The 25356-nt window shown below is 62.3% G+C and carries 22 protein-coding genes and 3 pseudogenes; 16 read left to right on the plus strand and 9 right to left on the minus strand.

Annotation, left to right across the window (positions count from 1 at the left end):
* Together JHX87_RS17925 and JHX87_RS17930 are read left to right on the plus strand one after the other, a co-directional pair.
* Positions 1-1305 (plus strand): AAA family ATPase, encoded by a 1305-nt coding sequence (locus JHX87_RS17925; RefSeq protein ID WP_271886811.1) that lies wholly within the window; start codon positions 1-3, stop codon positions 1303-1305.
* Complete coding sequence (locus JHX87_RS17930) at positions 1302-2402, plus strand: ParB/RepB/Spo0J family partition protein (RefSeq protein ID WP_271886810.1); 1101 nt, start codon at positions 1302-1304, stop codon at positions 2400-2402. The genes JHX87_RS17925 and JHX87_RS17930 overlap by 4 nt, the downstream gene beginning before the upstream one ends.
* 41 nt (positions 2403-2443) lie before the next feature.
* Here the strand turns inward: JHX87_RS17930 and JHX87_RS17935 are convergent, their stop codons facing one another.
* Positions 2444-3478, minus strand: a complete 1035-nt coding sequence (locus JHX87_RS17935; protein ID WP_271886809.1) for a tyrosine-type recombinase/integrase — start codon at positions 3476-3478, stop codon at positions 2444-2446.
* A 413-nt stretch (positions 3479-3891) separates the two neighbouring features.
* Between JHX87_RS17935 and JHX87_RS17940 the strand changes: the two genes are divergently transcribed.
* The 3 genes from JHX87_RS17940 (at position 3892) to JHX87_RS17950 (ending at position 7859) form a co-directional block, all read left to right on the plus strand.
* Positions 3892-6486 (plus strand): ATP-binding protein, encoded by a 2595-nt coding sequence (locus tag JHX87_RS17940; RefSeq protein WP_271886808.1) that lies wholly within the window; start codon positions 3892-3894, stop codon positions 6484-6486.
* 141 nt (positions 6487-6627) lie between these two features.
* Positions 6628-7356 carry a hypothetical protein gene (locus tag JHX87_RS17945; RefSeq protein ID WP_271886807.1) on the plus strand — a complete coding sequence of 243 codons (729 nt, stop codon included), beginning with the start codon at positions 6628-6630 and terminating at the stop codon, positions 7354-7356.
* A gap of 101 nt (positions 7357-7457) precedes the next feature.
* The gene (locus JHX87_RS17950; protein ID WP_271886806.1) at positions 7458-7859 is read left to right on the plus strand and encodes a hypothetical protein; all 402 of its coding nucleotides are present in this window, start codon (positions 7458-7460) and stop codon (positions 7857-7859) included.
* 249 nt (positions 7860-8108) lie between these two features.
* Here the strand turns inward: JHX87_RS17950 and JHX87_RS17955 are convergent, their stop codons facing one another.
* Both JHX87_RS17955 and JHX87_RS17960 read right to left on the minus strand, forming a co-directional pair.
* Positions 8109-9068, minus strand: coding sequence for an IS110 family RNA-guided transposase (locus JHX87_RS17955; RefSeq protein WP_272833779.1), 960 nt, complete (start codon positions 9066-9068; stop codon positions 8109-8111).
* Between the two features lie 278 nt (positions 9069-9346).
* A pseudogene (locus JHX87_RS17960) lies at positions 9347-10127 on the minus strand (IS3 family transposase); the annotation flags it as partial.
* Positions 10128-10302: 175 nt separating this feature from the next.
* Here JHX87_RS17960 and JHX87_RS17965 point away from each other — a divergent pair.
* From JHX87_RS17965 to JHX87_RS17995, 7 genes and pseudogenes are all read left to right on the plus strand, one after another.
* Positions 10303-10767: a helix-turn-helix domain-containing protein gene (locus JHX87_RS17965; protein WP_271886981.1), complete on the plus strand. Its 465-nt coding sequence runs from the start codon at positions 10303-10305 to the stop codon at positions 10765-10767.
* Complete coding sequence (locus tag JHX87_RS17970; RefSeq protein WP_271886982.1) at positions 10764-11390, plus strand: PIN domain-containing protein; 627 nt, start codon at positions 10764-10766, stop codon at positions 11388-11390. Before JHX87_RS17965 ends, JHX87_RS17970 begins: the two co-directional genes overlap by 4 nt.
* Positions 11335-12549, plus strand: coding sequence for an IS256 family transposase (locus JHX87_RS17975; protein ID WP_272833674.1), 1215 nt, complete (start codon positions 11335-11337; stop codon positions 12547-12549). The genes JHX87_RS17970 and JHX87_RS17975 overlap by 56 nt, the downstream gene beginning before the upstream one ends.
* A gap of 136 nt (positions 12550-12685) precedes the next feature.
* Complete coding sequence (locus JHX87_RS17980) at positions 12686-12928, plus strand: type II toxin-antitoxin system Phd/YefM family antitoxin (protein ID WP_272833955.1); 243 nt, start codon at positions 12686-12688, stop codon at positions 12926-12928.
* Positions 12925-13299: a type II toxin-antitoxin system VapC family toxin gene (locus JHX87_RS17985; protein WP_271886934.1), complete on the plus strand. Its 375-nt coding sequence runs from the start codon at positions 12925-12927 to the stop codon at positions 13297-13299. Before JHX87_RS17980 ends, JHX87_RS17985 begins: the two co-directional genes overlap by 4 nt.
* A gap of 391 nt (positions 13300-13690) precedes the next feature.
* Positions 13691-14077, plus strand: a pseudogene (locus JHX87_RS17990) (IS21 family transposase); the annotation flags it as partial.
* 67 nt (positions 14078-14144) lie between these two features.
* A pseudogene (locus JHX87_RS17995) lies at positions 14145-14387 on the plus strand (integrase core domain-containing protein); the annotation flags it as partial.
* Here the strand turns inward: JHX87_RS17995 and iolG are convergent.
* The 5 genes from iolG to iolD are packed head-to-tail and all read right to left on the minus strand — an operon-like array spanning position 14384 to position 19920.
* Positions 14384-15373, minus strand: a complete 990-nt coding sequence (gene iolG / locus JHX87_RS18000) for an inositol 2-dehydrogenase (protein WP_271886933.1) — start codon at positions 15371-15373, stop codon at positions 14384-14386. The pseudogene JHX87_RS17995 and the gene iolG overlap by 4 nt on opposite strands.
* Before the next feature lies 1 nt (position 15374).
* Positions 15375-16205, minus strand: coding sequence for a class II fructose-bisphosphate aldolase (locus JHX87_RS18005; protein ID WP_271886932.1), 831 nt, complete (start codon positions 16203-16205; stop codon positions 15375-15377).
* On the minus strand, positions 16202-17059 hold the full coding sequence (locus JHX87_RS18010) for a 5-deoxy-glucuronate isomerase (RefSeq protein WP_271886931.1): 858 nt from the start codon (positions 17057-17059) through the stop codon (positions 16202-16204). The genes JHX87_RS18005 and JHX87_RS18010 overlap by 4 nt, the downstream gene beginning before the upstream one ends.
* A 12-nt stretch (positions 17060-17071) precedes the next feature.
* On the minus strand, positions 17072-18052 hold the full coding sequence (locus JHX87_RS18015; protein ID WP_271886930.1) for a PfkB family carbohydrate kinase: 981 nt from the start codon (positions 18050-18052) through the stop codon (positions 17072-17074).
* Entirely contained in the window at positions 18052-19920 is a 1869-nt protein-coding gene (gene iolD, locus JHX87_RS18020; RefSeq protein WP_271886929.1) for a 3D-(3,5/4)-trihydroxycyclohexane-1,2-dione acylhydrolase (decyclizing), read from the minus strand. The genes JHX87_RS18015 and iolD overlap by 1 nt, the downstream gene beginning before the upstream one ends.
* Before the next feature lie 118 nt (positions 19921-20038).
* Here iolD and JHX87_RS18025 point away from each other — a divergent pair, with 118 nt between their 5' ends.
* The 3 genes from JHX87_RS18025 to JHX87_RS18035 are packed head-to-tail and all read left to right on the plus strand — an operon-like array spanning position 20039 to position 23202.
* Positions 20039-21142, plus strand: a complete 1104-nt coding sequence (locus tag JHX87_RS18025; protein ID WP_271886928.1) for a Gfo/Idh/MocA family protein — start codon at positions 20039-20041, stop codon at positions 21140-21142.
* A gap of 20 nt (positions 21143-21162) precedes the next feature.
* Positions 21163-22056, plus strand: a complete 894-nt coding sequence (locus JHX87_RS18030) for a TIM barrel protein (RefSeq protein ID WP_271886927.1) — start codon at positions 21163-21165, stop codon at positions 22054-22056.
* A gap of 12 nt (positions 22057-22068) precedes the next feature.
* Positions 22069-23202, plus strand: coding sequence for a Gfo/Idh/MocA family protein (locus JHX87_RS18035; protein ID WP_271886926.1), 1134 nt, complete (start codon positions 22069-22071; stop codon positions 23200-23202).
* Here the strand turns inward: JHX87_RS18035 and JHX87_RS18040 are convergent.
* A complete protein-coding gene (locus tag JHX87_RS18040; protein ID WP_271886925.1) occupies positions 23199-24209 on the minus strand; it encodes a LacI family DNA-binding transcriptional regulator in 1011 nt (336 codons plus the stop codon). The genes JHX87_RS18035 and JHX87_RS18040 overlap by 4 nt on opposite strands.
* Positions 24210-24394: 185 nt before the next feature.
* Here JHX87_RS18040 and JHX87_RS18045 point away from each other — a divergent pair, with 185 nt between their 5' ends.
* A complete protein-coding gene (locus JHX87_RS18045; RefSeq protein ID WP_377776083.1) occupies positions 24395-25345 on the plus strand; it encodes a sugar ABC transporter substrate-binding protein in 951 nt (316 codons plus the stop codon).
* The last annotated feature ends 11 nt before the right edge of the window (positions 25346-25356 follow it).

Consider the following 25356-nt stretch of genomic DNA (forward strand, 5'->3'; position numbering starts at 1 on the left):
ATGTATACGCACGAAGACCTCGCCCGGCTGCAGGCGCAATCCCTGAAGATGCAGGGATGGATCCGCCGACAGACCTTCAGCCCCGCCAATGAAAAGACCCTGCGGCGCTTTTCCAGCTGGGAGGTGGCCGAACTGATCTTCAACATCAACCAGTCCACCTTTCGCGGCAAGCTGGCCGCCGATCCGAACCTTCCCCTCGGGGAAGTCGAAGAGGATGGCCGCCAGCGTTGGTTCAGTCTGGATGAGATCAACGAGCTGCGCCGCCGCATCAAGGTGAACAAGACCTCGCTGATGCCGCCCCGCCCCGAGGGCAAGCGCGCCTTCCGCGCCGCCATCGCCAATTTCAAGGGCGGGGCCGGCAAGTCCACCGTGGCGCTGCATTTCGCCCATGCTGCCGCGCTGGACGGCTATCGTGTGCTGGTGGTGGATTTCGACCCGCAGGCGACGCTGTCCCATTCCATGGGCCTCAGCGATGTGGGCGAGGATCACACGGTCTGGGGCATCATGGCCCGCGATCTGGAACGCGAGACCGACCGGATGAATGCGGCCTCGGCCGGGGCGGAATCGGGCACCGCCCTGCCCCAGCGAAAGCTGCCGGCCTCGATCCGCGACATGGGCCTTGGCACGCTTCGGCCCGGCGACTTCATCAAGCCGACTGCCTGGCCGACCATCGACATCGTGCCCAGCTGCGCCAATGCCGCCTTCGTCGAATTCGCCAGCGCCCAGTATCGCCACCTGAACCCGGAATGGACCTTCTTCGGCGCGGTGTCGCGCTTTCTCGACAGCCTGGCCGATGATGCCTATGACCTGATCCTCTTCGACTGCCCGCCGGCCATCGGCTACCAGTCGATGAATGCGGTCTTCGCCGCCGACATGCTCTATATCCCCTCTGGCCCCGGCTATTGGGAATATGACTCGACGACCAGCTTCATCGGTCAGCTGGCCGAGGCGCTTGAGGATCTGTCGCATGGCTTCGAAAACTTCCCCACGGGGAAGATCACGCTGCCCAAGGCCTTCTGCGACATCCGCTTCCTGATGACCCGCTACGAGCCTTCGAACGATCTGCATCAGGCGATGATGGGCGCCTTTCAGCAGGTCTTTGGCGACCGCATGGCGCAGCACCCGATCGAGATGACCCGTGCCGTTGAACAATCGGGCCGTTTCCTCTCGTCGATCTACGAGATCGACTATCGCGACATGACGCGCGGCACATGGCGTCGGGCGCGGGCGACCTTCGATCAGGCCTATGACGAATTCAAGACCCATGTGCTGGCCGCCTGGGACAAGCTGGAGGATCAGGCATGAGCCGCAAGCGCCGCATGTTCGACATCGAAATCCCCGCCGAAGAGCCCGAAACCTTCCCTGCGGGGAAGGCCGGCGACAAGGAAACCCGTCGCGGCCCGATGGCCTCGGCCATTGCCGAGACCGCCGAAAGCACCCGCGACCGCGCCCGCGTCGAGGCCCAGATCCGCGCCGAAAATGACGCGCTGGCGCAAGAGCATGTGCGCCTGAAGCGCGCGGGCCTGATCACCGACATGATCCCGCTGGCGGCGATCGACACGCATAAACTGATCCGCGACCGCGCCCCGGTCGCGGATTTCGAGCTGGCCGAACTGGTCGAATCCATCCGCGATATCGGCCTGTCGAACCCGATCCGCGTCGAGCCTGCGGGCGAGGGGCGTTACGAGCTGATCCAGGGCTTCCGCCGCCTCTCGGCCTATCGCCAGCTTCTGGAAGAGACCGGCGATGACGAGGCCTGGGGCCGGATCCCGGCGGGCATTGCCGCGCGTGGCGACGCGCTGGAACAGCTCTATCGTCGCATGGTCGATGAGAATATGGTTCGCAAGGACATCTCTTTCGCCGAGATGGCGCAGCTGGCCCTGCATTACGCGATGGACCCGCAGACGTCCGAGCATGACCCGGAAAAGGCCGTCGCGATCCTGTTCAAATCGGCCGGCTATCAGAAGCGCAGCTATATCCGCAACTTCATCCCGCTGGTGCAAAGCCTGGGCGAGGCGCTGCTCTATCCGCAGGAAATCCCGCGCGCGCTTGGCCTGTCGCTGGCGCAGCGGCTGGAGGAGATTCCGGGCACCGCCGCCGCGATCAAGGCAGAGCTTCAGGATTGGGACACGCGCTCGATCAAGGATGAGCTTGACCTGCTGCGCCGTTTCGCGGGGCAGGGGGATCCGGTCGCCTCGGGCCGCGCGCCGACGGCCAAGGGCACCGGCGCCGCCTCCACCGGCAAGGCCAAGACCACGTTCCAGATTGTCCGGCCGCAGGGTCGCGCGAAATGTACCGCTGCCAATGGGCGGCTGGAAATCCGGCTGCCGCGCGACTTTTCCACCGTGGACCGTCGCAGGCTGGAGGCTGCCGTGGCCTCGTTGCTGGATCAGCTTGACTGATCTTCGGGGGCCTTCCCCGCGGGGAAGATCCGTCCCGCCATCTATCCCAGCAGATCGGTGGCGGGATTGTCCGTGATCTCGACATCCGCATAGTAGCGCTGCGCCTGATTGGCGCTGCGATGCAGGCTCAGCTGCATGGCGGCGGGCAGGGGCGCGCCGTCCAGCGCGGCCTGTGTCAGAAAGCCCGCGCGCAGCCCGTGGGCGCTGGCGAAATCGGGCGGATAGCCGGCCAGTTCCAGCCGGTGCCGGATCACATCGCGCACGCCATCGGGGCCAAGACGCCGTTTCAGCACGCGGTCGGCCTGGCTGACGTGGCGGAACAAGGGGCCGCCCAACAGCCCCGCCAACCGGATCCAGTCCATGACCGCGCGGGCAGGGCGCCCCTTCAGCGGCAGGCGCGGCGCGGCATCGGGTCCGGTGGTCTTGGTCGTCAGCAGCCGGACCCGCAGCAGGCCCCGTTCGGCAAAGTCCCGGCTGTGGATATCGTCCAGGTTCAGGGCCGAGATCTCGGACCGGCGCCGCCCGCCCGAGGCCCAACCCAGCATCAGCAGCGCCCGGTCGCGCAGGCCGCGATGGCTGTGGTCGCAGGTGGTCAGCATCGCCTCCAGCACCGGTCGGGTGATCGGGTTGCCGGACTTGCGCTGCGTGGGTCGGGCCGCTGCGCGCCGCGCCCGGCCGCGCGCCTGCGCCACCAGTGGGGCCTCGAAGGGCGAGGGCAGGTTCTTCATCCGGTGGAAGGCCCGCCAGCTGGCCACGCGCCGGTCCAGCGTCGCCGGGGCAGGGCAGGCGAGGCTGCGGCGCAGGCCGAGGGAGATCAGCGCCTGCGCCGCCTGTTGCGCGGGTCCGGGACGGTCGGTCAGATCGGTCGAGTGATCCGTCAGGAAGCGCAGCGCCACGGGCTCGCTTTCAGGCCAGGTCAGCGGTTCGTTATAGGTCGCCAGCTTCCAGGCCGAGATATAGGCCAGGTCACGCTCCCACGCGCGGAGCGTGTTGGCAGGCGTTCCGCGACGGTAGAGGTCGGTCAGCGCCTCGGCCTCTTCCGGCGTCAGCGACAGGGGGGTGATAGGCAGGTCCATGCGCCCAGAATGTCGTCTTCCCTGCGGGGATGTCAAGAGCCGTGATAAGGGAACATTATCGGGGATGATATGGCGCGGGACAGGGCGCCGAAGTGCTCCGCATATATGGGTTATTATGCGGATAAATGGTGGATAGCACAGTCATCGTTTGGTGCTTTGTAAAAGGCCGATACGGGTGCGGATCGGCCCGCCCCATGCAGAACAGGTCGGATGCCGGGCAGGGCAGGGGGGGCGCTTGCCAGCCTGCCCTCTGACGCTGCCGGTCGGGCTCTCGGGACGCTGAGCCAGATCATGCGACATCCTCGGCCACGGCGGTCCGATATGAACCGAACGGTTCCCTCTTGCCCGAGGCCCGGCCGGATGGAAGAATTGCGAGGCGACATTCCGTCCCGTCAGCACAGGCGCGAAGAACCATGCTTCTAGAGCGCGATGACCCGCTTGCCATCTGTCACGCTGCCTTGACCGGCATTGCCCATAAGGGCGGCCATGCGGTTTTCGTGGCCGGCGAGGCGGGGATCGGCAAATCGGCGCTGCTTGAATGCTTTGCGCAAGGGCTGCCGAAGGATCAGCCGCAGGCCATGGCGATCTGCGACCCGCTGGATACGCCGCGCCCCATGGGTGCGGTCCGGGATCTGGACGCCATGCTGAGCGAGGATCGCCGACTTCTGCCGGCAGAGCGCGATCTGTTCGACGGCTTCCTGCGCAAGCTGCAAGGCGCGCGCGGCCCGGTCGTGCTGATGATCGAGGATCTGCATTGGGCCGATCAGCGATCGCTGGACTGGGTGCAGTTCATCGGTCGCAGGCTTTCGCAATTGCCGGTGCTGCTGATCGCCAGCTTTCGCGATGACGAGGTCGATCCGGGCCATGCGCTGCACAGCGCCTTGGGCGCGATCCCCGCGCAGCGAAAGACGCGGATCGATCTGGCGCCGCTGTCGGTCGATGCCATCCGCCAGTTGGGCGGCGATCATCCGCAATCCGCCGCCGACTTGCGCGAGATCACCGGCGGCAACCCGTTCTATCTGACCGAGATCATGAACCACGATGCGCGACTGGCGGCGCTGCCCGGCTCGGTCGCGGATGCGGTCAATGCGCGTCTGAACGGTTTGTCCGACGCGCAATGCCGGTTTCTGGAAACCCTGTCCTGCTGTCCGGGGGCGATCCCGTTCGACTGGATTCGCCAGCTTGAGGATGGGCCGGCCCATTGCGATGTCGCGGTCCAGCGCAGGTTCCTGATCCTCGCCGGGGAGGACATCAAGTTCCGGCATGAATTGCTGCGGCTGGCCGTCTATCAGCGGTTGCCGCCGACGGCCTGCCGCGCGGCGCATGGGGTTTTTCTGGATCTGCTGCTGCGGGACGGAACGGGCGACGACATGCTTGGCCATGTCGTCCATCATGCGACCGGGGCGCATCGCAACGATGTCCTTCTGCGCGAAGCGCCGCGCGCGGCGGCCGTCGCGGCGCGGTTGGGCGCGCATCGCGAGGCGGCACGTTACCTTGGCCATCTGCTGCCGCTGCTGCCGGACCAGCCCGCCGATATCGCCGCCGAGCTTTACGAAAGCTGGGCCTATGAGGCGGGTCTGGCGCTGCGGATCGACGAGGATGTCATTGCGGCGCGTGAACAGGCGGTGTCGCTGTGGCGCAAGGTGGGCGATACCGAGCGGGTGGGCGAAAACCTGCGCTGGCTGTCGCGCCTGCACTGGTATCGTGGCGAGGCCGAGATCGCCCAACGCTATGTCCGCGAAGCGATTGCCGAGCTTGAGGGCCGCAAGGCCTCGCCCGCGCGGGCCAGGGCCTATGCGCTGCGGGCGCAGTTCCACATGTTGCAGGACCAGATGCCCGAGGCGATGACCTGGGGCGAAGAGGCCCGCGCGATGGCCGGCACAATCGGCGATGACGAGACCTTTGCCCATGCGCTGAACACCATCGGCTCGGCCCGGATGTTTCGTGGCGATCCGACGGGCGAGGGGTTGCTGCGCGAAAGCCTTGCGATCTCGCTGGAGCGCGGGCTGGATGAGCAGGCGGCCCGGGTCTATACCAACCTGTCGGAATGTCTGGTCGAGGCGCGGGATCTGAAGGCCGCCGCCGATCTGCTGGAGGAAGGCATTGCCTTTGACACCGCCCATGATCTTGACGCCTGGACCTTCTATCTGATCGGCCGCAAGGCGCATCTGTTCTTCGAAATGGACCGCTATGGCGATGCCCTGCAGATCGCCGAAGAGGTGCTGACCCGCGAGGGGCAGACGCTTGTGATGCGCATGCCCGCGCTGATCATCCGCGCGCGGACAAGGCTGCGGCTGGATCTGCCCGATGCGATCACCACCCTGCGCGAGGCGCTGGAAGAGGCCGGGAAGATAGACGAGCCGCAATATCTGTCGACGCTGCATATCGCGCTGATCGAGGCTGCCGTCCTGGCGCATGAACCAGACCTGGCGGATGAGGCTGTCGGCTGGCTGGACCGGCTGGGGCCCGATCATCTGAGCCCGCGCAAGCGGGGCGAGGCGGTCTTCTGGTCGCGCCTTGCCGACCGGCCTGTCGCGGCGCTGTCGCAGGCCGCGCTGCCCGATCCCTTTCAGAAGGCCGCGCGGGGGCAGTTCACGGCGGCGGCGGATGGCTTCAGGGCCGAATCCTCTGGCTATCTGGCGCTGTGGTCGCAGGCCCTGATCGCCACGCCGGAGGCGCTGCGCCTTGCCGACCGGGGTTTCGCGGAACTGGGCGTCACCGCGGCCCGACATGCGCTGCGTCGGCGCTTTGACATCCCGCTTGGGTCGCTGGACAAGGCCGCCCGCAGATCCGCCGCCGCCAACCCCTATGCGCTGACCCGGGCGGAACTGACCGTGCTGGCGCATCTGGTCGATGGCAAAAGCAATGCGCTGATTGCCGAGACCCTGTGCCGGTCGCGGCGGACGGTGGAAAACCACGTCGCCTCGATCTTCTCGAAGCTGCGCTGCCATAACCGCGTCGAGGTGGTGCTGCGCTGCCAGAGCGAGCCCTGGATCCTGCCGCGATAATTCCGGCGCCAAATGAGCCCCGCAAGATGAGCCCGCGCAAAATGAGTATGTGTACTCATGCCCGAGGGGGTGGTTTCGGCTATGCTTGGAAGATGCGGCGCTGGCTGCATCCTGTCACCATATAGATCAGAGGTGCTTCACATGGTAACTGGTTTCAGAGAAGGACTGGCAATCGGGTTTTCCGCATGGGTTCTGGCAGCGGCCTGTCCGCAGGCTGCCACGCTTGACCCGGGCGGCATGATCGTGATGCCGGGATCGACAGCAGAAAGCAATCCCGAACTGGCCGGCACGGTGGTGAACGACAACCTGCTGTCCACGTCACTGTCCTATGTGCCGGACGGTCAGCAGACGCTGTTCGCCTATTTCAAGGTGCAGAACCGCGTCACCCGATCGGCGCTGGACGATACGATGATCTTTGGTCCGCGCATCCTGCTTGGGGCCAATGTCACGGCTGGAAACCTGCTGGTCGACCGGGTCGAGATATCGGGCTTTGGCAGCTATGCCATCGATGCCAGCTATCGCACCGACGGGTTGGGAGATCGCGGCCCGACCAGCGCGACGCGCTCTGCCGACGGGAATGTGCTGGATTTTGCGTTCAATTTCCCCCTGACGATCAGCAACCTGTTTCAGGGCACGCATGAAGAAAGCTTCTTTCTGTCGCTGAAGACAGATGCCCGGGCCTTCGAAAACACCGGCCGCCTGAGCATCTTCGCCCGCGCGGCGGGTGACGAGTTCAACACCTATCGTTTCGATGTCGGGGATGTGGCCGTGCCCATCGACCCGCCATCGCCGGTGCCGCTGCCTGCCTCGGCCGTGCTGATGCTGGCAGGGCTGGCGCTTCTTGCCAGGTTCCGCACCGCCCGGACGTAAGGCCCGCGATCGGTGCATGACAGAGACCGCCGGACGATGCCGATTGCCCGGCGCAGACCGTTTCGGACTTCCTCCTCCTCCACCACGAAAGGACGATTCCCATGCCAACCGTAACCCTTGCCGACTACCAGACCTTCCAGGACGCCAGCCGCCGCGAGGCGCTGCGCTTCAGCTTCAACCTGCCGGATAATTTCGTCGAAGGCACCAGCCGCGCGATCCCTGTTCTGACATTTCGGGTGGACGCGACGCAGGACTGCATCTGCTGGGTCCATGTGAATGACAGCGTCAACGATCCGCGATCCTCCAACGCCTCTGTCGAGCTTTCCGTGCGTGGCGGCCATGGACACAAGACCGTCCATGAACTGCTGCGCGGCACCGGTCTGAAGAAAGGCGACGGGATCGCACGACAGAACACCATCCTGATCCACAAGGCCCCAAGCGCAGGCGGCAATTTCTACGTCTCGGACGTGGTGCTGACCTATCAGGTCAGGCTCAACATCTGACGGAATCCTGCGCAGCCAGGTCAACGGCTGCGCCTCACGCCAAGGACGGTCGCATGTGGCTGAAACCTGCGACCGTCCGTCCCGCATCTGACCGGGTCGGTGCCCTGCGGGATGTTCGGCGCTGCTATTGCTTCCTTGTTTCGAAAAGCCCGGATCCGGCCCCGCCCGCAGATAAGACGGATCCTGAGTGGCTGATCGGTTCATGCGGCATTCGGTATCTCATGCGGTATTGCCTAGCAACTGTATCTGTCAGGGAGCAGTGGCGACCCATTTCTGACGGTTTTTGCATAGCGCGTTCGCGACGGTGACCAGCTTTCTGGCGACGGCGGTGATTATGACCTTGTGCGGCTTGCCAGCCTTGCGGAGACGATCTGCGAAGGACCTCAGGTTTGGATTGTGATGTGCTGCGACTAAGGCCGCCTGGAACATCACGTGCCGCAGGGCGCGGCGCCCTCCGGCGATGGCGCGCTTCCCACGAAGAGTTCCGCTGTCGTGTGCGACCGGTGCTAATCCAGTGAGTGCTGCGGCCTCTTCGCCGGTGATGGTGCCGATCTCGGACATTTCTGCGATCAGCATCGAGCTGGCAACAGGGCCGATCCCAGGAATGGAGCGGAGGACGGCAGCCACCTCTGACAGGTGATCGTCGCTGGCGATGGCTCGGGTGATCCGGTCTTCCAGTTCCTCGATGATACCGTCGATCCTTTGCTTCAGTTCGCTGTCGACGTCCTCGAACATCAAAGCGGTTCCCAGTTTCTGGTGCGCGCGGATTTGAGCCAGAAGACGTTTGCGCATTTCGACCAACTGGGCTCGTTTTGATGTCAAAGCTCTGAGAAGGCGCAGCTTTTCTGTGGGAAGACCGCGGCCTGCTTCGGGCCGGAACACGAAGAAGCGGGCGATGAGTTCCGCATCGATCCGGTCGGTCTTGGCGCGCGTGCCGCGGCTTTGCGCAAACGCCTTTACCTGTGCGGGTGGCACTTGGCGGGCCGCAACACCCTCTGCCTCCAGAAGCGCCCAGAGCTGCCATTCTTGACCACCTGTCGACTCGAAGCAGACGATGGCATTTCGGTCCCGGGCAAGACTCGCCACGGCAGCATGACCTGCCGCAGCGTTTGGCACTCTGAGGCGATGGCCATCGGGGAGGCAATGAATGTCCAGCCAGTCGCAGCTGACATCTATGCCGATAACGCGGCCATGTGATAGGTTGTCCAGGCGGTCTCCGCCGTCAAGAAGCGGTCTCTCCCATAGCAAACACACGGTACGCGCGATGGCGGCCCTCACCGTCCTTAAGACGAGATCCAAAATCCCAAGCGGAAGACCTGAACATTATCTACGAGGTCAGCGAACTGCCTCCACGGCTCTGATCAGACAAGGGTCCTTCCGCCTGGGCTCACCCCTTCGAAGAAGGGGCGATAGGGTTCGCCGTGTTTGACTACGGCGTGTACGGGGCTGTTCCCGGCAAGGGCTGAATGGCGCCGCCTGGGATTTTAGAAGCCGTTGATGTATTCAAACAAGGCCAATTCGACCTGCCGTCTGGTTTCCCAATTCCGGCGCCAGATCAGTTCGGCCCTGAGGGCCTCGAAGATGGAGCGGGTGAACGCCACCGGTTCGAGAGAACCCGCGACGTTTGACGGCGGCGTTGTCATAGCAGTTGCCCTTGCCGCTCATCGAAACCTCGAAGCGATACTTGCGCAGGAGCTTCTGGTCATCGTGGCTGCAATATTGCGAGCCGCGATTGGTGTGGTGAATGCAGCCCGGCGGCGGCTGGCGCAGGTTGATGGCCATCTGCAGCGCACGGATTGCGAGGTCGCGTTTCATGCGGTCGCTGACGGCCTAGCCGATCACGCGCCGGGAATAGAGATCGATGATCACGGCGAGATAAAGCCAGCCTTCACCGGTCCAGAGTGAGGCATCGAACGCCACTGGTCCGGGAGAGAGGCCGAACGCTGATATCGCCTGCCCACTTCTGGTTGGGGCCTGTCGCCGAGAAATCCTGATCGAGCGGGTTGGGCGCGATGTTGAACGCATGATCGCTGTCGGTGCTGCGCTTGTATTTCCTTGTTCGCACAGCACAAATCCCGTTCTCCTTCATCAGCCTGCCGACCCGCCGCTCGCCGACGGGAAAGCCCGACTCCTGCAATTCCGCTGTCATACGCGGACGGCCATAACTGCCAAGGCTCAGGCGCTGTTGCTCGCGAATAGCACCATGCCGTCACGCTGGCGCCGACTGGGCGGCCTGCGCCGCCAGGCACGCAACCCACCCGGACTGACCTCGAACAACTAGTCGATGCGGGCGTGGTCGGTTCTTCATAAGAGCGGTGCGTTGCTCGGGTCATGCAACCTGTTTACATAATCTTAGCGAATTTCGAATATTTCGAATGTTGCGATTGTTTCGAATGATGGATACCCTATATCAAACACGAGAAGAGAGAACCGGAGAGAGAAGATGAACGCCCTCAGAAAAGAGGCGTTCTTTGATCGTTTACCCGACGAGGTCGAGATCAAGAACGCCGAGCAACTCAGAACGATTGTCGCCTCCCAGATCAAGGAAGGCGAACCGACGAAGCTGTCACTTGCCCTAGAAGGCGGCGAAGTTCAAACTGTGACGCTTGCGCCTGCCTTGACGGCTTCGCTGCTCGAAGTGCTGCGGCTCGTGTCGAGCGGTCGCGGATTTCGGATGATCCCCGTAGAGTCAGAGCTGACCACGCAGCAGGCAGCAGACCTTCTCAATGTGTCCCGCCCGTTCCTGGTGAAGCTTCTCGAGGAAGGTAAGATTCCGTTTGCGAAGACCGGCCGCCATCGCCGGGTTCGTGCAGACGATCTTTTTGCCTACAAGAATGAGCGTGACGCGTCTCGCTCGGATACTTTGAGTGACCTTGCCGCAATGGACGCGGAAGAAGGTCTTGTATGAGCCGATACACTGATCGGTTCACAGCTCTCCTCGATGCCTGCGTTCTTGGCGGCGCGCTTCGAAGAAACATGCTTCTGAGCCTGGCCGAGGCCGGCTTGTTCCGGCCTCGGTGGAGCAGTCGCATTCTTGACGAGACCCAGAAAGCGATCGCCCAGATCATCAAGGGCGCAACCGATGGTTCCCGGCAAAGGGCGGCAATCGAAGCAGCATTCCCTGAAGCTATGGTGACTGGTTATGAGATATTCGAAGACAGGCTCGCGTTGCCCGATCCAGACGACAACCACGTGCTGGCAGCGGCAATAGCGACGTCTGCTTCAGTCATCGTGACGGACAATCTTGCCGACTTTCCTTTTGCGGTTCTGGACGCGCACGCCATCCAGGCGATTTCCGCCGACGACTTCATCGCCGATACAATCGAGCTGGATCCCTCGGAGGCCATTCTGGCCCTGCGTCGGATGCGGGAGCGCTTCAAGAACCCGGCGCTCGATGTTGCGGCTTTGATTCACAAGTCAGAAGCGCAGGGCCTATTACAGGTTGGGTCCATGCTTCCTGAGAGGAGCAAGGACCATGACGATTTCGAACGAACTGCTGGACGAGCTGCTGAAAGGCTGCAAACGGCCTGAGGATCTGCTGGGCGACGCCGGACTGATGAAGGAACTGAAGATCCGGCTGATGGAGCGGATGCTCGGGGCCGAGTTGACGGCACATCTGGGCTATGAGGCTGGTGCGGAGCCGCCGGCTGAGCAGACCAACCGCCGGAACGGGATCGCGACGAAGAGGGTGAAGGGCTCGGACGGCGAGGTGCCGCTTTCGGTGCCGCGAGACCGGGAGGGCAGCTTCGAGCCCGAGCTGGTGAAGAAGGGCCAGACCCGGATCGATGGGGTGGATGACAAGATCATCGGGCTTTACGCTGCTGGGCTGTCGGTTCGGGACATCCAGGCCCACCTGGAAGATCTTTACGGCCTGCGGGTTTCGCCCGACCTGATCAGCCGCGTCACGGATGCCGTGCTGGACGAGGTCCGCGAGTGGCAGCACCGGGCGCTGGACCGGATGTATCCGATCGTCATTTTCGATGCCCTGCGCGTGAAGATCCGCGATGCTGACAGCCGGATGGTCAAAAACAAGGCCGTTTACATCGCCTTGGGCGTCACCCGGGAAGGGGATCGCGAGGTTCTGGGGCTCTGGATCGCCGACAACGAGGGCGCGAAGTTCTGGCTGTCGGTGATGAATGAGCTGCGCAACCGGGGCGTTCAGGACATCCTGATCGCGGTCGTGGACGGGCTGAAGGGCTTCCCCGAGGCCATCACTGCGGCCTTCCCCGAGACCACGGTCCAGACCTGCATCGTTCACCTGATCCGGCATTCGATGAACTTCTGCAGCTGGAAGGACCGCAAGGCCGTGGCGGCCGACCTGCGCCCGATTTACGAGGCCCCCACCGCTGAGCAGGCCGCCCGCCAACTGGGTGCCTTCGAGGAGAAATGGGCCGGGAAATACCCATCCATCGCCCCGGCCTGGCGCCGGGCATGGGCGGAAGTGACCCCGTTCTACGCCTTCAGCGCGGCGATCCGGAAGATCATCTACACCACGAATGCGGTGGAATCGCTGAACCGCGTGCTGCGGAAAACGCTGAAGACCAAGGGCTCGTTCCCAACCGAGGAGGCCGCAACGAAGCTGATCTTCCTCGCCATCCGCAACTTCGAAAAGGGCGGCCGCGCGGTCCGGGAATGGGTTGCGGCCCGCAATCAGCTGGCCATAATGTTCGCAGGGCGCTTCGACGCCTGAACGTATCTGAAAACCGCATGGGCCACATCAGATACACAGAGTTTCAGACACACCCGTTCCGCCGCGAAACCCCGCTGACCTGCTTCTTGATTCTCGCCTGATTATGACCTAAATCTTGGTCATAAGGAGACCCATGATGCAGATCGCCGTCGCAGAAGCAAAGGCCCAGTTGGCCGAATTGATCCGCCGCGTTGAGGCTGGAGAAGAGATTGAGCTAACCCGTTATGGTCGTCCGGTCGCGCGGTTGACTGCTGCAGAGCGGACCGGCAACAAACTGATTGGATGTATGAAGGGTCAATTCCAATTGCCGGATGATATCGGGGCAGGGGACGCAGAGGTCGCCAGACTGTTTAGGAACAGCAGCGTTCTGCCTGAATGAGGCTGCTGCTTGATACCCATATCCTGCTTTGGGCGATGCTGGATGACCCAAGGCTAAGCGCGGGTTTGAAGGATAATATCGCCGGGGCAGACGCCATTTACGTTAGTGCCGCGACTGTCTGGGAAGTGTCTATCAAATCGGGTTTGGGTAAGCTTGACGTTCCGGTTGACCTGTTTGACCGTGCCCTCGCTGCGGGTGCGCAGCCTCTGCCGATTACCTGGACACATGCCCGGGCGGTGCAGGCGCTTCCGCCACATCATTCAGACCCATTCGACCGCTTACTGATCGCGCAAGCGCGCTGTGAAGATTTGTGGCTGGTTTCGGTGGACACGAAGTTCCGCAGCTATGATATCCCGCTGGTCGACAGATAGGTTTCGCGGCGAAATCGCGCCATGCTTTTCGCTCGACCGGGATGCCGCCAACGGAACGGTGTCCTGTAAGGTCTGGGTCGGGAAGAGCGAGCACAGCTCGTGCGGACTCGCGCAATCGGCCGGAAACTCGGCCAGTTCCAGCAGATGCCGGATGATGTCGCGGGTAAAGGCCAATCAGTAAGGCTGACCGGCCGGATCAGCGGCCTGATCCAGCCCATCACCTACTGCCCGTGCGACCCGGCCCTTCAGTGACAGGCGTGGCGCGTTTTCCGGCCCGGCAGTCTTTGTGCGCAGCACGCGGATCTGGGTACGCGATGTCTAAGCAAATTCGCGGGCGTCTATATCGTCGCAATTTAACGCCGCCTCATCAGAGGTTGAAAGCGGCGCGGGGATCCGGTCGGGTGCTACGGAGCTCGCCTATGAGCGAACCATTCAGCCGCTGCCGAAGATCGGGCCCTGGAAAGACATGCTGGACGAGATGCTGGCGGTGAACGCGCGGAAGCCCAAGCGCGAGCGACTGACCCGTATTCGGATCTTCGAGGAACCCCGCGCCTGAGGTTATGATGGCGGCTATGATGCCGTCCGGCGATACGCGGCCTCCTGGTCGAAGGAGGCAGAGGTGGCATCTGCGGCCGCCTATGTCCCACTAACCTTCGATCCAGGCGAGGCCTACCAGTTCGATTGGAGCCACAAGATCGTGGTGATCGACGGCGCGACGACCACGGTGAAGGTGGCACATGTCCGCCTGTGTCACAGCCGGATGCTGTTCGTGCGTGCCTAACCAAGCCAAACCACCCATGGAGTTCCGAGGATCAGAAAACAGTCCGGGGACTGTTTTCCCGAGGGACGGACAGGTCGAGCGGATGAACCGAACAATCAAAGACGCCACCGTCAAACGCTTCCACTACGACAGCCATGATCAGCTCCGGACGCACCTCCGTGACTTCATGGCCGCCTACAACTTCGCCCGCAGGCTCAAGACCCTCAGCGGCCTCACGCCCTACGAATACATCTGCAAAATATGGACATCAGAGCCAGACAGATTCAATGTCGATCCGATCCACCAGATGCCGGGACTGAACAACTAAGCAACCGAGATAACCTGACCGGTTTCGCGCGAGTGCGTCGCGGCGTCGGCCAGGATCTGGGCACGCAGCCCGTCGACGATGTTGGGCGACGGTTGCCTCCCTCGGGTCACGCAATCGATGAAATGGGCCATTTCCGCGCGATAGGCGGCCTGGTAGCGCTCCAGAAAGAAATGCTGTGCAGGGGCTTTGGTGAAGCCGGAGGCTGTGGCGATCTCGACGGTGTTTTCCAGCATGTTTTCGGCGCGCAGCATTCCCTTGGCGCCGTGAATCTCGATTCGTTGGTCGTAGCCATAGCTGGCCCGCCGGGAATTGGTGATCTGGCAGATACGCCCGCGGGCTGTGGTCAGCGTGACAGCGGCTGTGTCTACATCGCCGCTCTGCCCGATTTCGGGATCAACCAGCGCCGCGCCGACCGCATAGACCGACACGGGCTCTTCGCCCAGAAGGAACCGTGCCATGTCGAGATCGTGGATCATCATGTCACGGAACAACCCGCCCGAGGATTTGATGTAATCGAGCGGTGGCGGTTCGGGATCGCGGGACTGGATGGTGACGATTTCGACTTCGCCAATCTCTCCGGCCGCGATGCGCGATTGCACATTGGCGAAGTTCGGATCGAAACGGCGGTTGAAGGCGGTCAGAAAGGGGATGCCCGCTGATCTGACCGCATCGATGCAATCGCGGATGCGGTCGGCGGACATGTCCACCGGCTTTTCGCAAAATATCGCTTTTCCGGAAGCTGTTGCGGCGTGGATCAGATCGTAATGCGTATCGGTCGGCGTCCCGATTACAATGGCATCTACCGATGCGTCCTCGATTAGCGCAAGAGGCGTCATCAGCTTGGCGCCGGTTTGCGCCGCCAGCATCCGGGCCGGTTCTTCAAAGGCGTCGGCCACCGCCGCGACGCGGGCGCCCTCCAGCTGGGCGATGGATTGCGCGTGGACCTTGCCAATCCGTCCGCAGCCAAGAAGTCCTATACTCAGCATGTCACAGCGCCTTGAAATCGCGCAGCACCCTGCGGGTTGCTGTCACCAATGGATCATGAGTTTCACGCAGGATTTGCACACGGTCAAAGCGCGCCGAATCGCGGCTCACGGCGTCGCGCAGCGCCTGTCCAAAGGCCATGCGCAGTTCGGTGCCGATGTTGAATTTACAGATGGATGAGCCGCGCGCCAAAGCCTGACGTTGCGCGGCGGGCACGCCAGAGCCGCCGTGAATGACCAAGGGCACACTGGTGACGGTCTCGATCGCGCGGATGCGGGGCTCATCAAGGCCTCCTTCACCATCCTTTTGCAGATGTACATTGCCAACCGAGATGGCAATTGCGTCCACGCCGGTCTGGCTGGCGAATTGCGCGGCTTCGTCAGGGTCGGTCCCGGCCGATCCTTCGCCGCCGGTATAGCCAACAAAGCCGATCTCGCCCTCGCATGACACACCTGCCGCGTGGGCCATTTCAGCGATGGCAGCGGTTTCGTCGATATTCTGGGCCAGCGACTTCCGCGATCCGTCGTACATGACCGAGGTGAAACCGCTGTCGATGGCGAGACGGCAATCATGCGCCGTGTAACCGTGGTCCAGATGGGCTACGACCGGGACCGAGGCGTTCTCGGCCAGATGGCGGAACATCGCGGCTAGAACGGGCAGGGGGGTATATTCGCGGCAGGACGGTCCGGCTTGCAGGATCACAGGGCAATCCTCGGCTTCGGCGGCGGCGACATAGGCACGCATATCCTCCCATCCGAGCGTCACAAGACCGGCGACGGCATAGCCATCACGCAACGCGGGTTGCAAGACCTGAGATAGCGTGGCGAGGGTCATTTGAACTTTGCCACCATGTCCATGATGCCGGGGATCGTGTGCAGTTGTTCGGCATGGGTGGGTTGGAAATACTGTTTCAGACTGCGCTGGCTAAGCCCGCCCAGAATAGTGAAATAGTACATTTCATAACCCGGCAGCACGGCGCAGGGATGATAGCCCTTGTCGATCAGGATCGTCGAGCCTTCCACGATGTGATAGGCGTCGCCCGGCTTGCCATCGTCCCGTTGCAGCATTTGCATCCCCGAGCCGTAATTCGGCCGGAAGCGGAAATTATAGGTCTCGTCGTGGCGAGTCTCAATGATGTTGCCGTTTTCGTCCCGGCGGTCGGTGTCGTGCTTGTGCGAGGGAAAGCCAGACCAGCCGCCTAGACCGACGGTATATAACTCGGACACCAGCAGCCGCCCGACCCTGCCGTGATGTGAGGCGCCAAGGATATGCTTGATCTTGCGGTGTGTTTTTGTGTCATCCGAGCCATATTGCACCACGTCCAATTCATCCGCCCGGACCGAAAAGGGTTCAAGCTTCCGGTCGTATTTCGCGCCGGCGATAAAGGTCTCGGTCGCGTCGGTGGTGCACGTAATGCGGACATTGGCGCCGGTGGGGGCATAGACGCCCTCGGGTTCGCCATCCCAGACATTTTCGGTGCGCTGGCCAATGCCGTCAAAACGCGTGCCGTCTATCTGTACATCGACGGTGCCGGTCGCAGGGACGATGCAGGTCTCATAACCCGGCACCGCATAGTCGAAATGCTGGCCCTTCGTCAGTTTGATGATGTTGAAATAGTTCAGCGGCACCAGTTCGTGATCCGCGTCGACGATCGGCGTATTGGCGTTGTCATATGGGGCGATGTGCATCGGCCTTTCCTTTCAGGTCTCTGTTGGGCCGGGGTGATTGGCCAGAAAATCATCGAGTTGTGCACTGGTGGGCATGGCGGGCGCACAGCCGGGCTGGCTGACAACGATCGAGGCGCAGGCCGAGCCGCGCAGCACCGCCTGACGCAGGGGGCGACCTTCGGCGATAGATGCCAGAAGGCCGGCTAGAAAGCTGTCGCCCGCACCGTTGGGCTTGACCGCTGTCACCGGGTAGATACCGGTCCGGATTTCCTTTCCCTCGGCAAAGGTGATCGCGCCCTGATGGCCCATCTTGTAGATCACAAGCTTGCCGGCCGCTGCCAGATCACGCGCCTTGCACAGGCCTTTGCCCGGACCGCCGGCCATGAAGTCGAACTCTTCGTCATTGCCGACGATAAGATCGCTGTCTTCTCCCGCGCGGGTCAGCACCTCTGCCGCGACCTTGGCCGAGGGCCAGCTGTAAGGGCGATAGTCGATGTCAAAGATCACCGGAAGCCCGGCATCTCGGGCGTTCTGGAAGGCGCGGAAGGTCGAGCTGCGTGAGGGTTCGGCGGCAAATACGGTTCCGGCGGTGATGAGGGCGCTGAAATCGCTGTAATCGACGCGGTCCACATCGGCGTCCGTGACCTGAAAATCCACGGCGTTGTTGCGGTAGATGCAGAGCTGAAAGTCCTCGATCGTGCTTTCATAGACTGCCAAAGACACGCGGTATTCGCCGCCGATGATTTTGACATAGCCGGTCTCGGCACCATAAGACCGCAGTCGGTTTATGCAAAATCTCCCAACTGTATCATCGCTGACCGAGGTAACCAGCGCGGCCTGCATTCCCAATTTGCACAGCCCTACGCAGATATTGGCCGATGAGCCGCCGATATCGGCGCGGAAGCTCTGGGCGTTTTCGGCCTTGGTGCCTGGCGGATCGGCAAATAGGTCCATGCCCGCGCGACCAAAGACGGCGAAGCGGCCGCGTTTGATGGCGGCGATCAGCGGCTGCATCAGACGCCCCGCCGTTGATGTTTGCGCTCGGCCTCCCAGTTCTGGTGTGCGGTGCGGACGCGCTGGCTGCTGGTGACATGCGGTGTGCCGACTTCCCACCAAGCGTGACCCTCTGTGGTCCAGCCGTTGTAGGGATCGACATCCATCACGATCACATAGGTCTTTTCAGATGCCTTGGCGCGTTTGAACGCCTTGGCCAGTTCGGCGGGGTTGGCGACCTTTTCTGCCTGTGCGCCCATCGCGGTCGCATGGCCCACGAAATCCACTCCGAAGGGTTCGGGGATCGTCGGGCAATCCTGCAGCAGATTGTTGAAGCTTTCGTTGCCGGTGTTGTTCTGCAGCTTGTTGATGACGGCAAAGCCGCCATTGTCCAACAAGAGGACGATCAGCTTTTTGCGGCTGAGAACGCTGGAATACAGATCCGAGTTCAGCATCATGTATGATCCGTCACCGCAGAAGGTGATCGTGTCCTGATCGGGCTCTTGCTGCGTCTGGGCGATGCGCGCACCCCACGCGCCCGCGATCTCGTAGCCCATGCAGGAAAAGCCAAATTCGACGTCCACCGTGCCGGTCGCGCGCGTGCGCCAATTCGCAGTTACTTCTGCCGGAAGTCCGCCCGCCGCTGCCACGATCCGGTCACGCGGGTCACAGAGTTCGTTCACGACGCCGATGGCCTGTGCGTAGGAGTTGGGGCGATTGCCGGGGCGGACGTTCTGCGCGACATAGGCATCCCATTTCTGGCGCTCGGCCTTGGCAAACTGTACCCAAGGGGCAGGGGCGGTGTAATCCAGCGCAGCATCCAGCGCGGTCAGCGCAAGCTTTGCGTCCCCGACCACTGGCAGGGAGCGATGCTTTCCCGCATCATGCCGGGCCGCGTTGATCGAGACAAGCTGCGCGTCCTTGGCAAATGCCGTCCATGAGCCGGTTGTGAAATCCTGCAATCGCGTGCCGACGCACAGGATCACATCCGCCTGTCGGGCGACTGCGTTGGCGCTGTCCGAGCCGGTAACGCCGATGGGGCCGATGTTCAGATCATGTGTGGCCAGCATGTTCGCACGTCCGGCGATGGTTTCGATCACGGGGATCTGGTGGCGCTCGGCAAAGGCGGTCAAATCAGCGACAGCGCGGGAATACTGCACCCCGCCCCCTGCGATGATCATGGGCCGTTTGGCGGCCTTCAGCGCTGCTGCCGCGTCATTGATTTCGGCGGTGTCGGGCGATTGGCGCCTGATCCGGTGGGTTTGTTCGGCAAAGAACGCGACCGGGTACTCATAGACCCAGCCTTGTACATCCTGCGGCAGCCCAAGAAAAGCCGGCCCGCAATCTGCCGGGTCCAGCATGGTTGCGATGGCGGCTGGCAGCGACTGGATGATCTGCGCGGGGTGGGTGATCCGGTCCCAGTAGCGGGTGCAGGGCTTGAAAGCGTCATTCACGCCAAAGGTCGGGTCGTTGTAGTTTTCGAGTTGCTGCAAAACTGGGTCGGGCAGGCGGGTCAGGAAGGTGTCACCGCACAGCATCAGCATCGGCAACCGGTTGGCATGGGCCAAGGCAGCCGCTGTCAGCAGATTGGCGGTGCCGGGACCTGCCGAGGCGGTGCAGAACATGAACCGCTGTCGCAGCCATTGCTTGGCATAGCCTGCCGCCGCAAAGCCCATGCTTGTTTCATTCTGACCGCGATAAAGGGGCAGCTCGTCTTGTACGCCATACAGTGCCTCGCCCAGGCAGGTTACGTTGCCGTGGCCAAAAATGCCGAAGCCTCCGCCACAGAGACGCGTCCTCGCACCGTCGATTTCGATATATTGATGCGCGAGCCATCGGATGATGGCCTGGGCGGTGGTCAGGCGTATGGTATCGTCGGACGCGGTCATGTCTGTACGCACCTCTTGTAAATTTCGTCGCCGCCGCAGAATGGCGCTTGCGGGCGGTCGATTCTCAAGATACGTTTTTTGCAACCGGTTGCAATTCAAAATTCATAGGATGGTCGTTTTGACACAGATCGGAATCGGCATTCTGGGTGGCGGCTATATGGGCAAAGCCCATGCCGTGGCCATGTCAGCCGTTGGCGCCGTCTTTGACACAGCTCTGCGCCCACGTCTGGAAATGGTGTGCGCGTCAACACCAGAGAGCGCCGAACGTTACCGTGCTGCTTATGGCTTCGGGCGCGCAACCGCTGATTGGCGGGCGCTGGTTGCCGATCCGCGCGTCGAGGCGATCGTCATTGCCACGCCGCAGGACACGCACCGGGCCATTGCCGAGGCCGCCTTTGCGCTTGGCAAGCCGGTGTTCTGCGAAAAGCCGCTTGGTGCTTCGCTGGAGGACAGTGCGGCGATGCTGGCCGCTGCCAAGTCTGCAGGCGCCGTGAACATGGTTGGCTTCAACTATATCCGCACCCCTGCAAGTCAGTTTGCGCGCCGCCTGATCGCAGAGGGTGAGATTGGTCGGATCACCTGGTTTCGCGGTGAGCATACCGAGGATTTTCTGGCCGATCCACAGGCGCCTGCCACCTGGCGCACGAAGGGGATGGCCAATGGCACGATGAGCGATCTGTCGCCTCATATGATCAATGGCGCGCTGGCGCTGATGGGTCCGATTGCCGAGGTCATGGGCCGTTACGAGACCGTCCATCGAAACCGGCCGGGCGGGCAGGTCGACAATGACGACCACGCCCAGATGATGTGCCGCTTTGCCAATGGAGCAATGGGGCAGATGTATTTCTCGCGCATCGCGACAGGTCGCAAGATGGGCTATGTCTATGAGATTTCCGGCACAAAGGGCGCGATCCGCTTTGATCAAGAGGATCAGAATGCGCTGTGGCTGTACCGCATGTCCGGCCCAGAGGCGACGCGTGGCTTTACCAAGATCCTGACCGGTCCAGCGCATCCCGATTATGCGCCGTTCTGTCAGGGTCCGGGGCATGGCACAGGCTATCAAGACCAGATCATCATCGAGGCGAGGGATTTTCTGCGGGCGATCGCAGCGGGCCAGTCTACCTGGCCAAGCTTTCGCGACGGGCATGAGGTCAACCGGGTGATTGCGGCCATGATGGCTTCGGCTGCGCGCGGGACATGGCAGGACGTCAAGGATTTCTAATGACGGGAGGCATCGAGAACATGACCATTCGTATCGGCAACGCGCCGTGTTCCTGGGGCGTCGAATTCGCCAATGATCCCCGCAACCCGACCTGGCACGATGTGCTGAAGCAATGCGCTGAGGCGGGTTATACCGGGATCGAGCTTGGCCCGATCGGCTTCATTCCTGAGGATCCTGCGTTGCTGCGAGAGGCTTTGCAGCAGTACGGGCTGTCGCTGATCGGTGGTGTCGTGTTCCGTCCTTATCACGACCCGGATGCCTGGGATGAGGTGCTGGACGCCACGCACCGTACCGGGCGGGCGCTCCGGGCGCACGGGGCGCAGCACATGGTGCTGATCGACTCGATCTCGCCGCGCCGTGCGCCGACGGCGGGCCGCGCCAGAGAGGCCGAGCAGATGGGCAAGGCCGAGTGGGTCGCGTTTCGCGATCGGCTGGCCGAATCGGCGCGGATCGGGACCGAGGAATACGGTTTGACTGTCGGCATTCACGCCCATGCGGCTGGGTTCATGGATTTTGAACCAGAACTGGAGCGGCTGCTGGACGAGGTCGATGACAGCATCCTGAAGATCTGCTTTGACACCGGCCACCATTCCTATGCCGGCTTTGATCCGGTGGCCTTCATGCGAAAGCATATCGGCCGCATTTCTTACATGCATTTCAAGGATATCGACCCGGCGGTCAAGACGAGGGTGATCGAGAACCGGACGGGCTTTTATGATGCCTGCGGGCAGGGGATCTTCTGCAATCTGGGCGACGGTGATGTGGATTTCCCGGCGGTTCGGCAGATCCTTTTGGACGGCGGTTTTCAGGGCTGGTGTACGGTCGAGCAGGACTGCGATCCGACGCTTGATCCCGACGCCCTAGGCGATGCGCGCAAAAATCGCGGATACCTTGAATCCATTGGCTTCAGATAAGAGGGCAGGGCCATGTCGAAACTGAGATGGGGTATGATCGGGGGCGGTCACGGCAGCCAGATCGGACCCGCGCACCGTTTGGGTGCGCTAGCTGACGGGCGTTTCGAGTTCGTGGCGGGTGCGTTGGACCACCGGCCCGAGAAGGGCCGTGCCTATGCGCAGCGGCTTGGGATCGGGGCGGACCGCGCCTATGGCGACTGGACCGAGATGCTGGCCGGGGAAAAGGATCGCGACGACCGTGTCGATCTGGTCACCGTCGCGACCCCGAACGCCACGCATTTCGAGATCACCAAGGCTTTTCTGGAGGCAGGCTTCAACGTCCTGTGCGAAAAGCCGATGACCATGAGCGTCGAAGAAGGTCAGGACATCGTGCGCGTGGCCGAGGCATCCGGCAAAATCTGCGCGGTAAATTATTGCTATTCCGCTTATCCGATGGTGCGCCAGGCGCGTGCCATGGTGCGCGCGGGCGAGATCGGCAAGGTGCGGCTGGTTGTGACGAATTTCGCGCATGGACACCACGGCGATGCGACAGATGCCGATAACCCGCGCGTGCGCTGGCGCTATGATCCTGACATGGCCGGTGCCTCGGGTCAGTTCGCCGATTGCGGCATCCATGCGCTGCATATGGCCAGCTTTATCTGCGACGATGAGGTCGAAAAGCTCTCGGCAGATTTCGCCTCTACCATCGCCAGTCGGCAGCTCGAGGACGACGCGATGGTGAATTTCCGCATGTCGGGGGGCGCTGTCGGGCGGCTCTGGACCTCATCTGTGGCGATTGGCCGGCAGCATGGCTTTGACATCCAGGTGTTTGGGGAAACCGGCGGTTTGCGGTGGGCGTCCGAACAGCCGAACCAGTTGATCTACACGCCGGTTGGCGGGCGCACGCAGATCATCGAAAAGGGCGAGGCTGGTCTGCATGCGGATGCGCAACGGCTGTCGCGTGTGTCGATCGCGCATCCAGAAGGCTTTCCGCTGGCGGTGGCCAACATCTATTGTGATCTGGCCGATGCGATTGCGGGCGAGCCGCGCGACGGTTTGCCAAATGCCGCTGCTGGGCTGCGGTCGATGGCGGCGGTGCATGGCGCAGTCGCCTCGGCACGGGCGGGTGGTGCCTGGGTTGACGCGCGGCCGCCGATGTTTCGCTAAAGCGCGGCTGTTGGCAAAGGCCTGAGCGTGCCGCGTTCGATTACGGGGCAGGAATAGATCCGTACCTCAGGTGGGCGGTCCGGGTCAGCCAGAAGCGCCACCATCAGTTCGATGGACGAGGACACAATCTGTTCGATGGGTTGATGAATCGTGGTCAGATTGATGTTTTCCCACCGCGCCATCTCCATATCGTTCAGTCCGATGATGCCGATATCGCCGGGGCATGACAGGCCCTGATCCGCAATCGCGGAAAGCGCCCCGATCGACAGCACATCGTCGCCGCAAAAATAGGCCTGCGCCGGGCGCGATTGCAGGATGCGCAGCATCTCGGCCCGACCGGCGTCGAATGAATAGGCGTCAGCAAAGGAATGGCTGCTGCGGATCTGCGGATGGGCCGACAGCTCCGACATGAAGCCGGCAAGGCGGTCCTGCGTCGAGGTTGCCTGTTCCGGGCCGCCCAGGAACGCCACATCGGTATAGCCGCGCGCGATCAGCGTTTGCGCGGCCAGCCGACCGGCTTCGCGGTTGTCGATTGTGACGACATGCACATGCGGGGCCGAGGAATAGCGCCCGAACGAATGCACCACAGGAACGTCGGCATCGCGGAAGGCCTTGGCAAATTCGGGTGGCAGCGTCGATGAGGCGACCACCGCGCCATCGACCGAATATTGCTTGAGCATTCGCACCGAATTTTCCGGCTCGGTCTCATGCGACAGGTTCACCAGCAGCGGCCGCAGGCCCTTGTCCTGAAGCCCGCGGGTGAAAAGGTCGAAAACCTGCAGAAAGATCGGGTTGTGAAAGTTGTTCGACACCAGTCCTATCAGCTTGGTCCGCCCCGTCGTCAGCGAGGATGCCAACGCGTTTGGGCTGTAACCCAGTTCACGCGCAGCCTTCTCGACCTTGCGGCGCATCTTGTCGGACACCGAGGCGCCATCGGTAAAGGTCCGCGATACGGCAGAGCGCGATACGCCGGCCCGTTCAGCAACCTCTTTCAGCGTCACTGACATAGATGTTCTCTTCTTCGGCCTCTCTGTCTGGCTTTTACACGAAGCAGATCGCTTGCGCAGCCTGGAACAGTGTGGCCTGATTTGCAACCGGTTGCAAAATTGGATGTGTGTGGTAAACTTGAGTCGCGGAGACGGGCCGCCCACGGGGATTGGCGCCGGCAAGACGCAGATTGAGGGAGGAAATGATGAATTCGAAGGCGAAGAAGATCGTCATGGCGGCCGCGATCGCAGCCATGCCCGTGCTGGCTGCCTCGGCTGCGTCAGCCGAGGGTGAACGCTATGTCCTTGTGAGCCACGCGCCCGACAGTGACAGCTGGTGGAACACGATCAAGAACGGCATCGCCCTGGCGGGCGAGCAGATGGGGGTCGAGGTTGAATACCGCAATCCGCCGACCGGCGATCTGGCCGACATGGCCCGCATCATTGATCAGGCCGCGGCCTCGGGGCCGGACGGGATCATCACGACGTTGGCTGATTTCGATGTCCTGAAGGGGCCGATTTCCAATGCGGTTGCCAGTGGCATTGATGTCATCATTATGAACACCGGCACGGGCGAGCAGGCGCGCGAGGTTGGCGCGCTGATGTATGTCGGGCAGCCGGAATATGACGCCGGCTATGCCGCCGGGCAGCGCGCCAAGGATGACGGGATCGGTTCCTTTCTGTGCGTGAACCACGCGATCCAGCAGCCTACGCTGGTCGAGCGTTGCCAAGGCTTTGCCGACGGTCTGGGCATCGAGTTGGGCGAGTCCATGCTGGACAGCGGCGTCGACCCGGCCGAGATCAAGAACCGCGTAATGGCCTATCTGACCGCCAACCCCGACACAGAAGCCGTGCTGACCCTTGGCCCGGTTTCGGCAGATCCGACCTTGCTGGCGCTGGAAGAAAACGGCATGGCGGGCGCGATCTATTTCGGCACGTTCGATCTGGGCGAAGAGATCGTCAAGGGCATCAAATCCGGCACGATCAAATGGGGCATTGACCAGCAGCCCTTCCTGCAGGCCTATCTGCCGGTGGTGATCATGACCAATTATCACCGCTATGGCGTGCTGCCCGGCAATAACATCAACTCGGGGCCCGGTTTCGTGACCGCAGACGGGCTGGAGAAAATCGAAGAATTCGCGGGCGAATACCGCTAAGCCTCCGCATC

The sequence above is a fragment of the Paracoccus fistulariae genome (genome assembly GCF_028553785.1).
Lineage (GTDB): Bacteria > Pseudomonadota > Alphaproteobacteria > Rhodobacterales > Rhodobacteraceae > Paracoccus > Paracoccus fistulariae.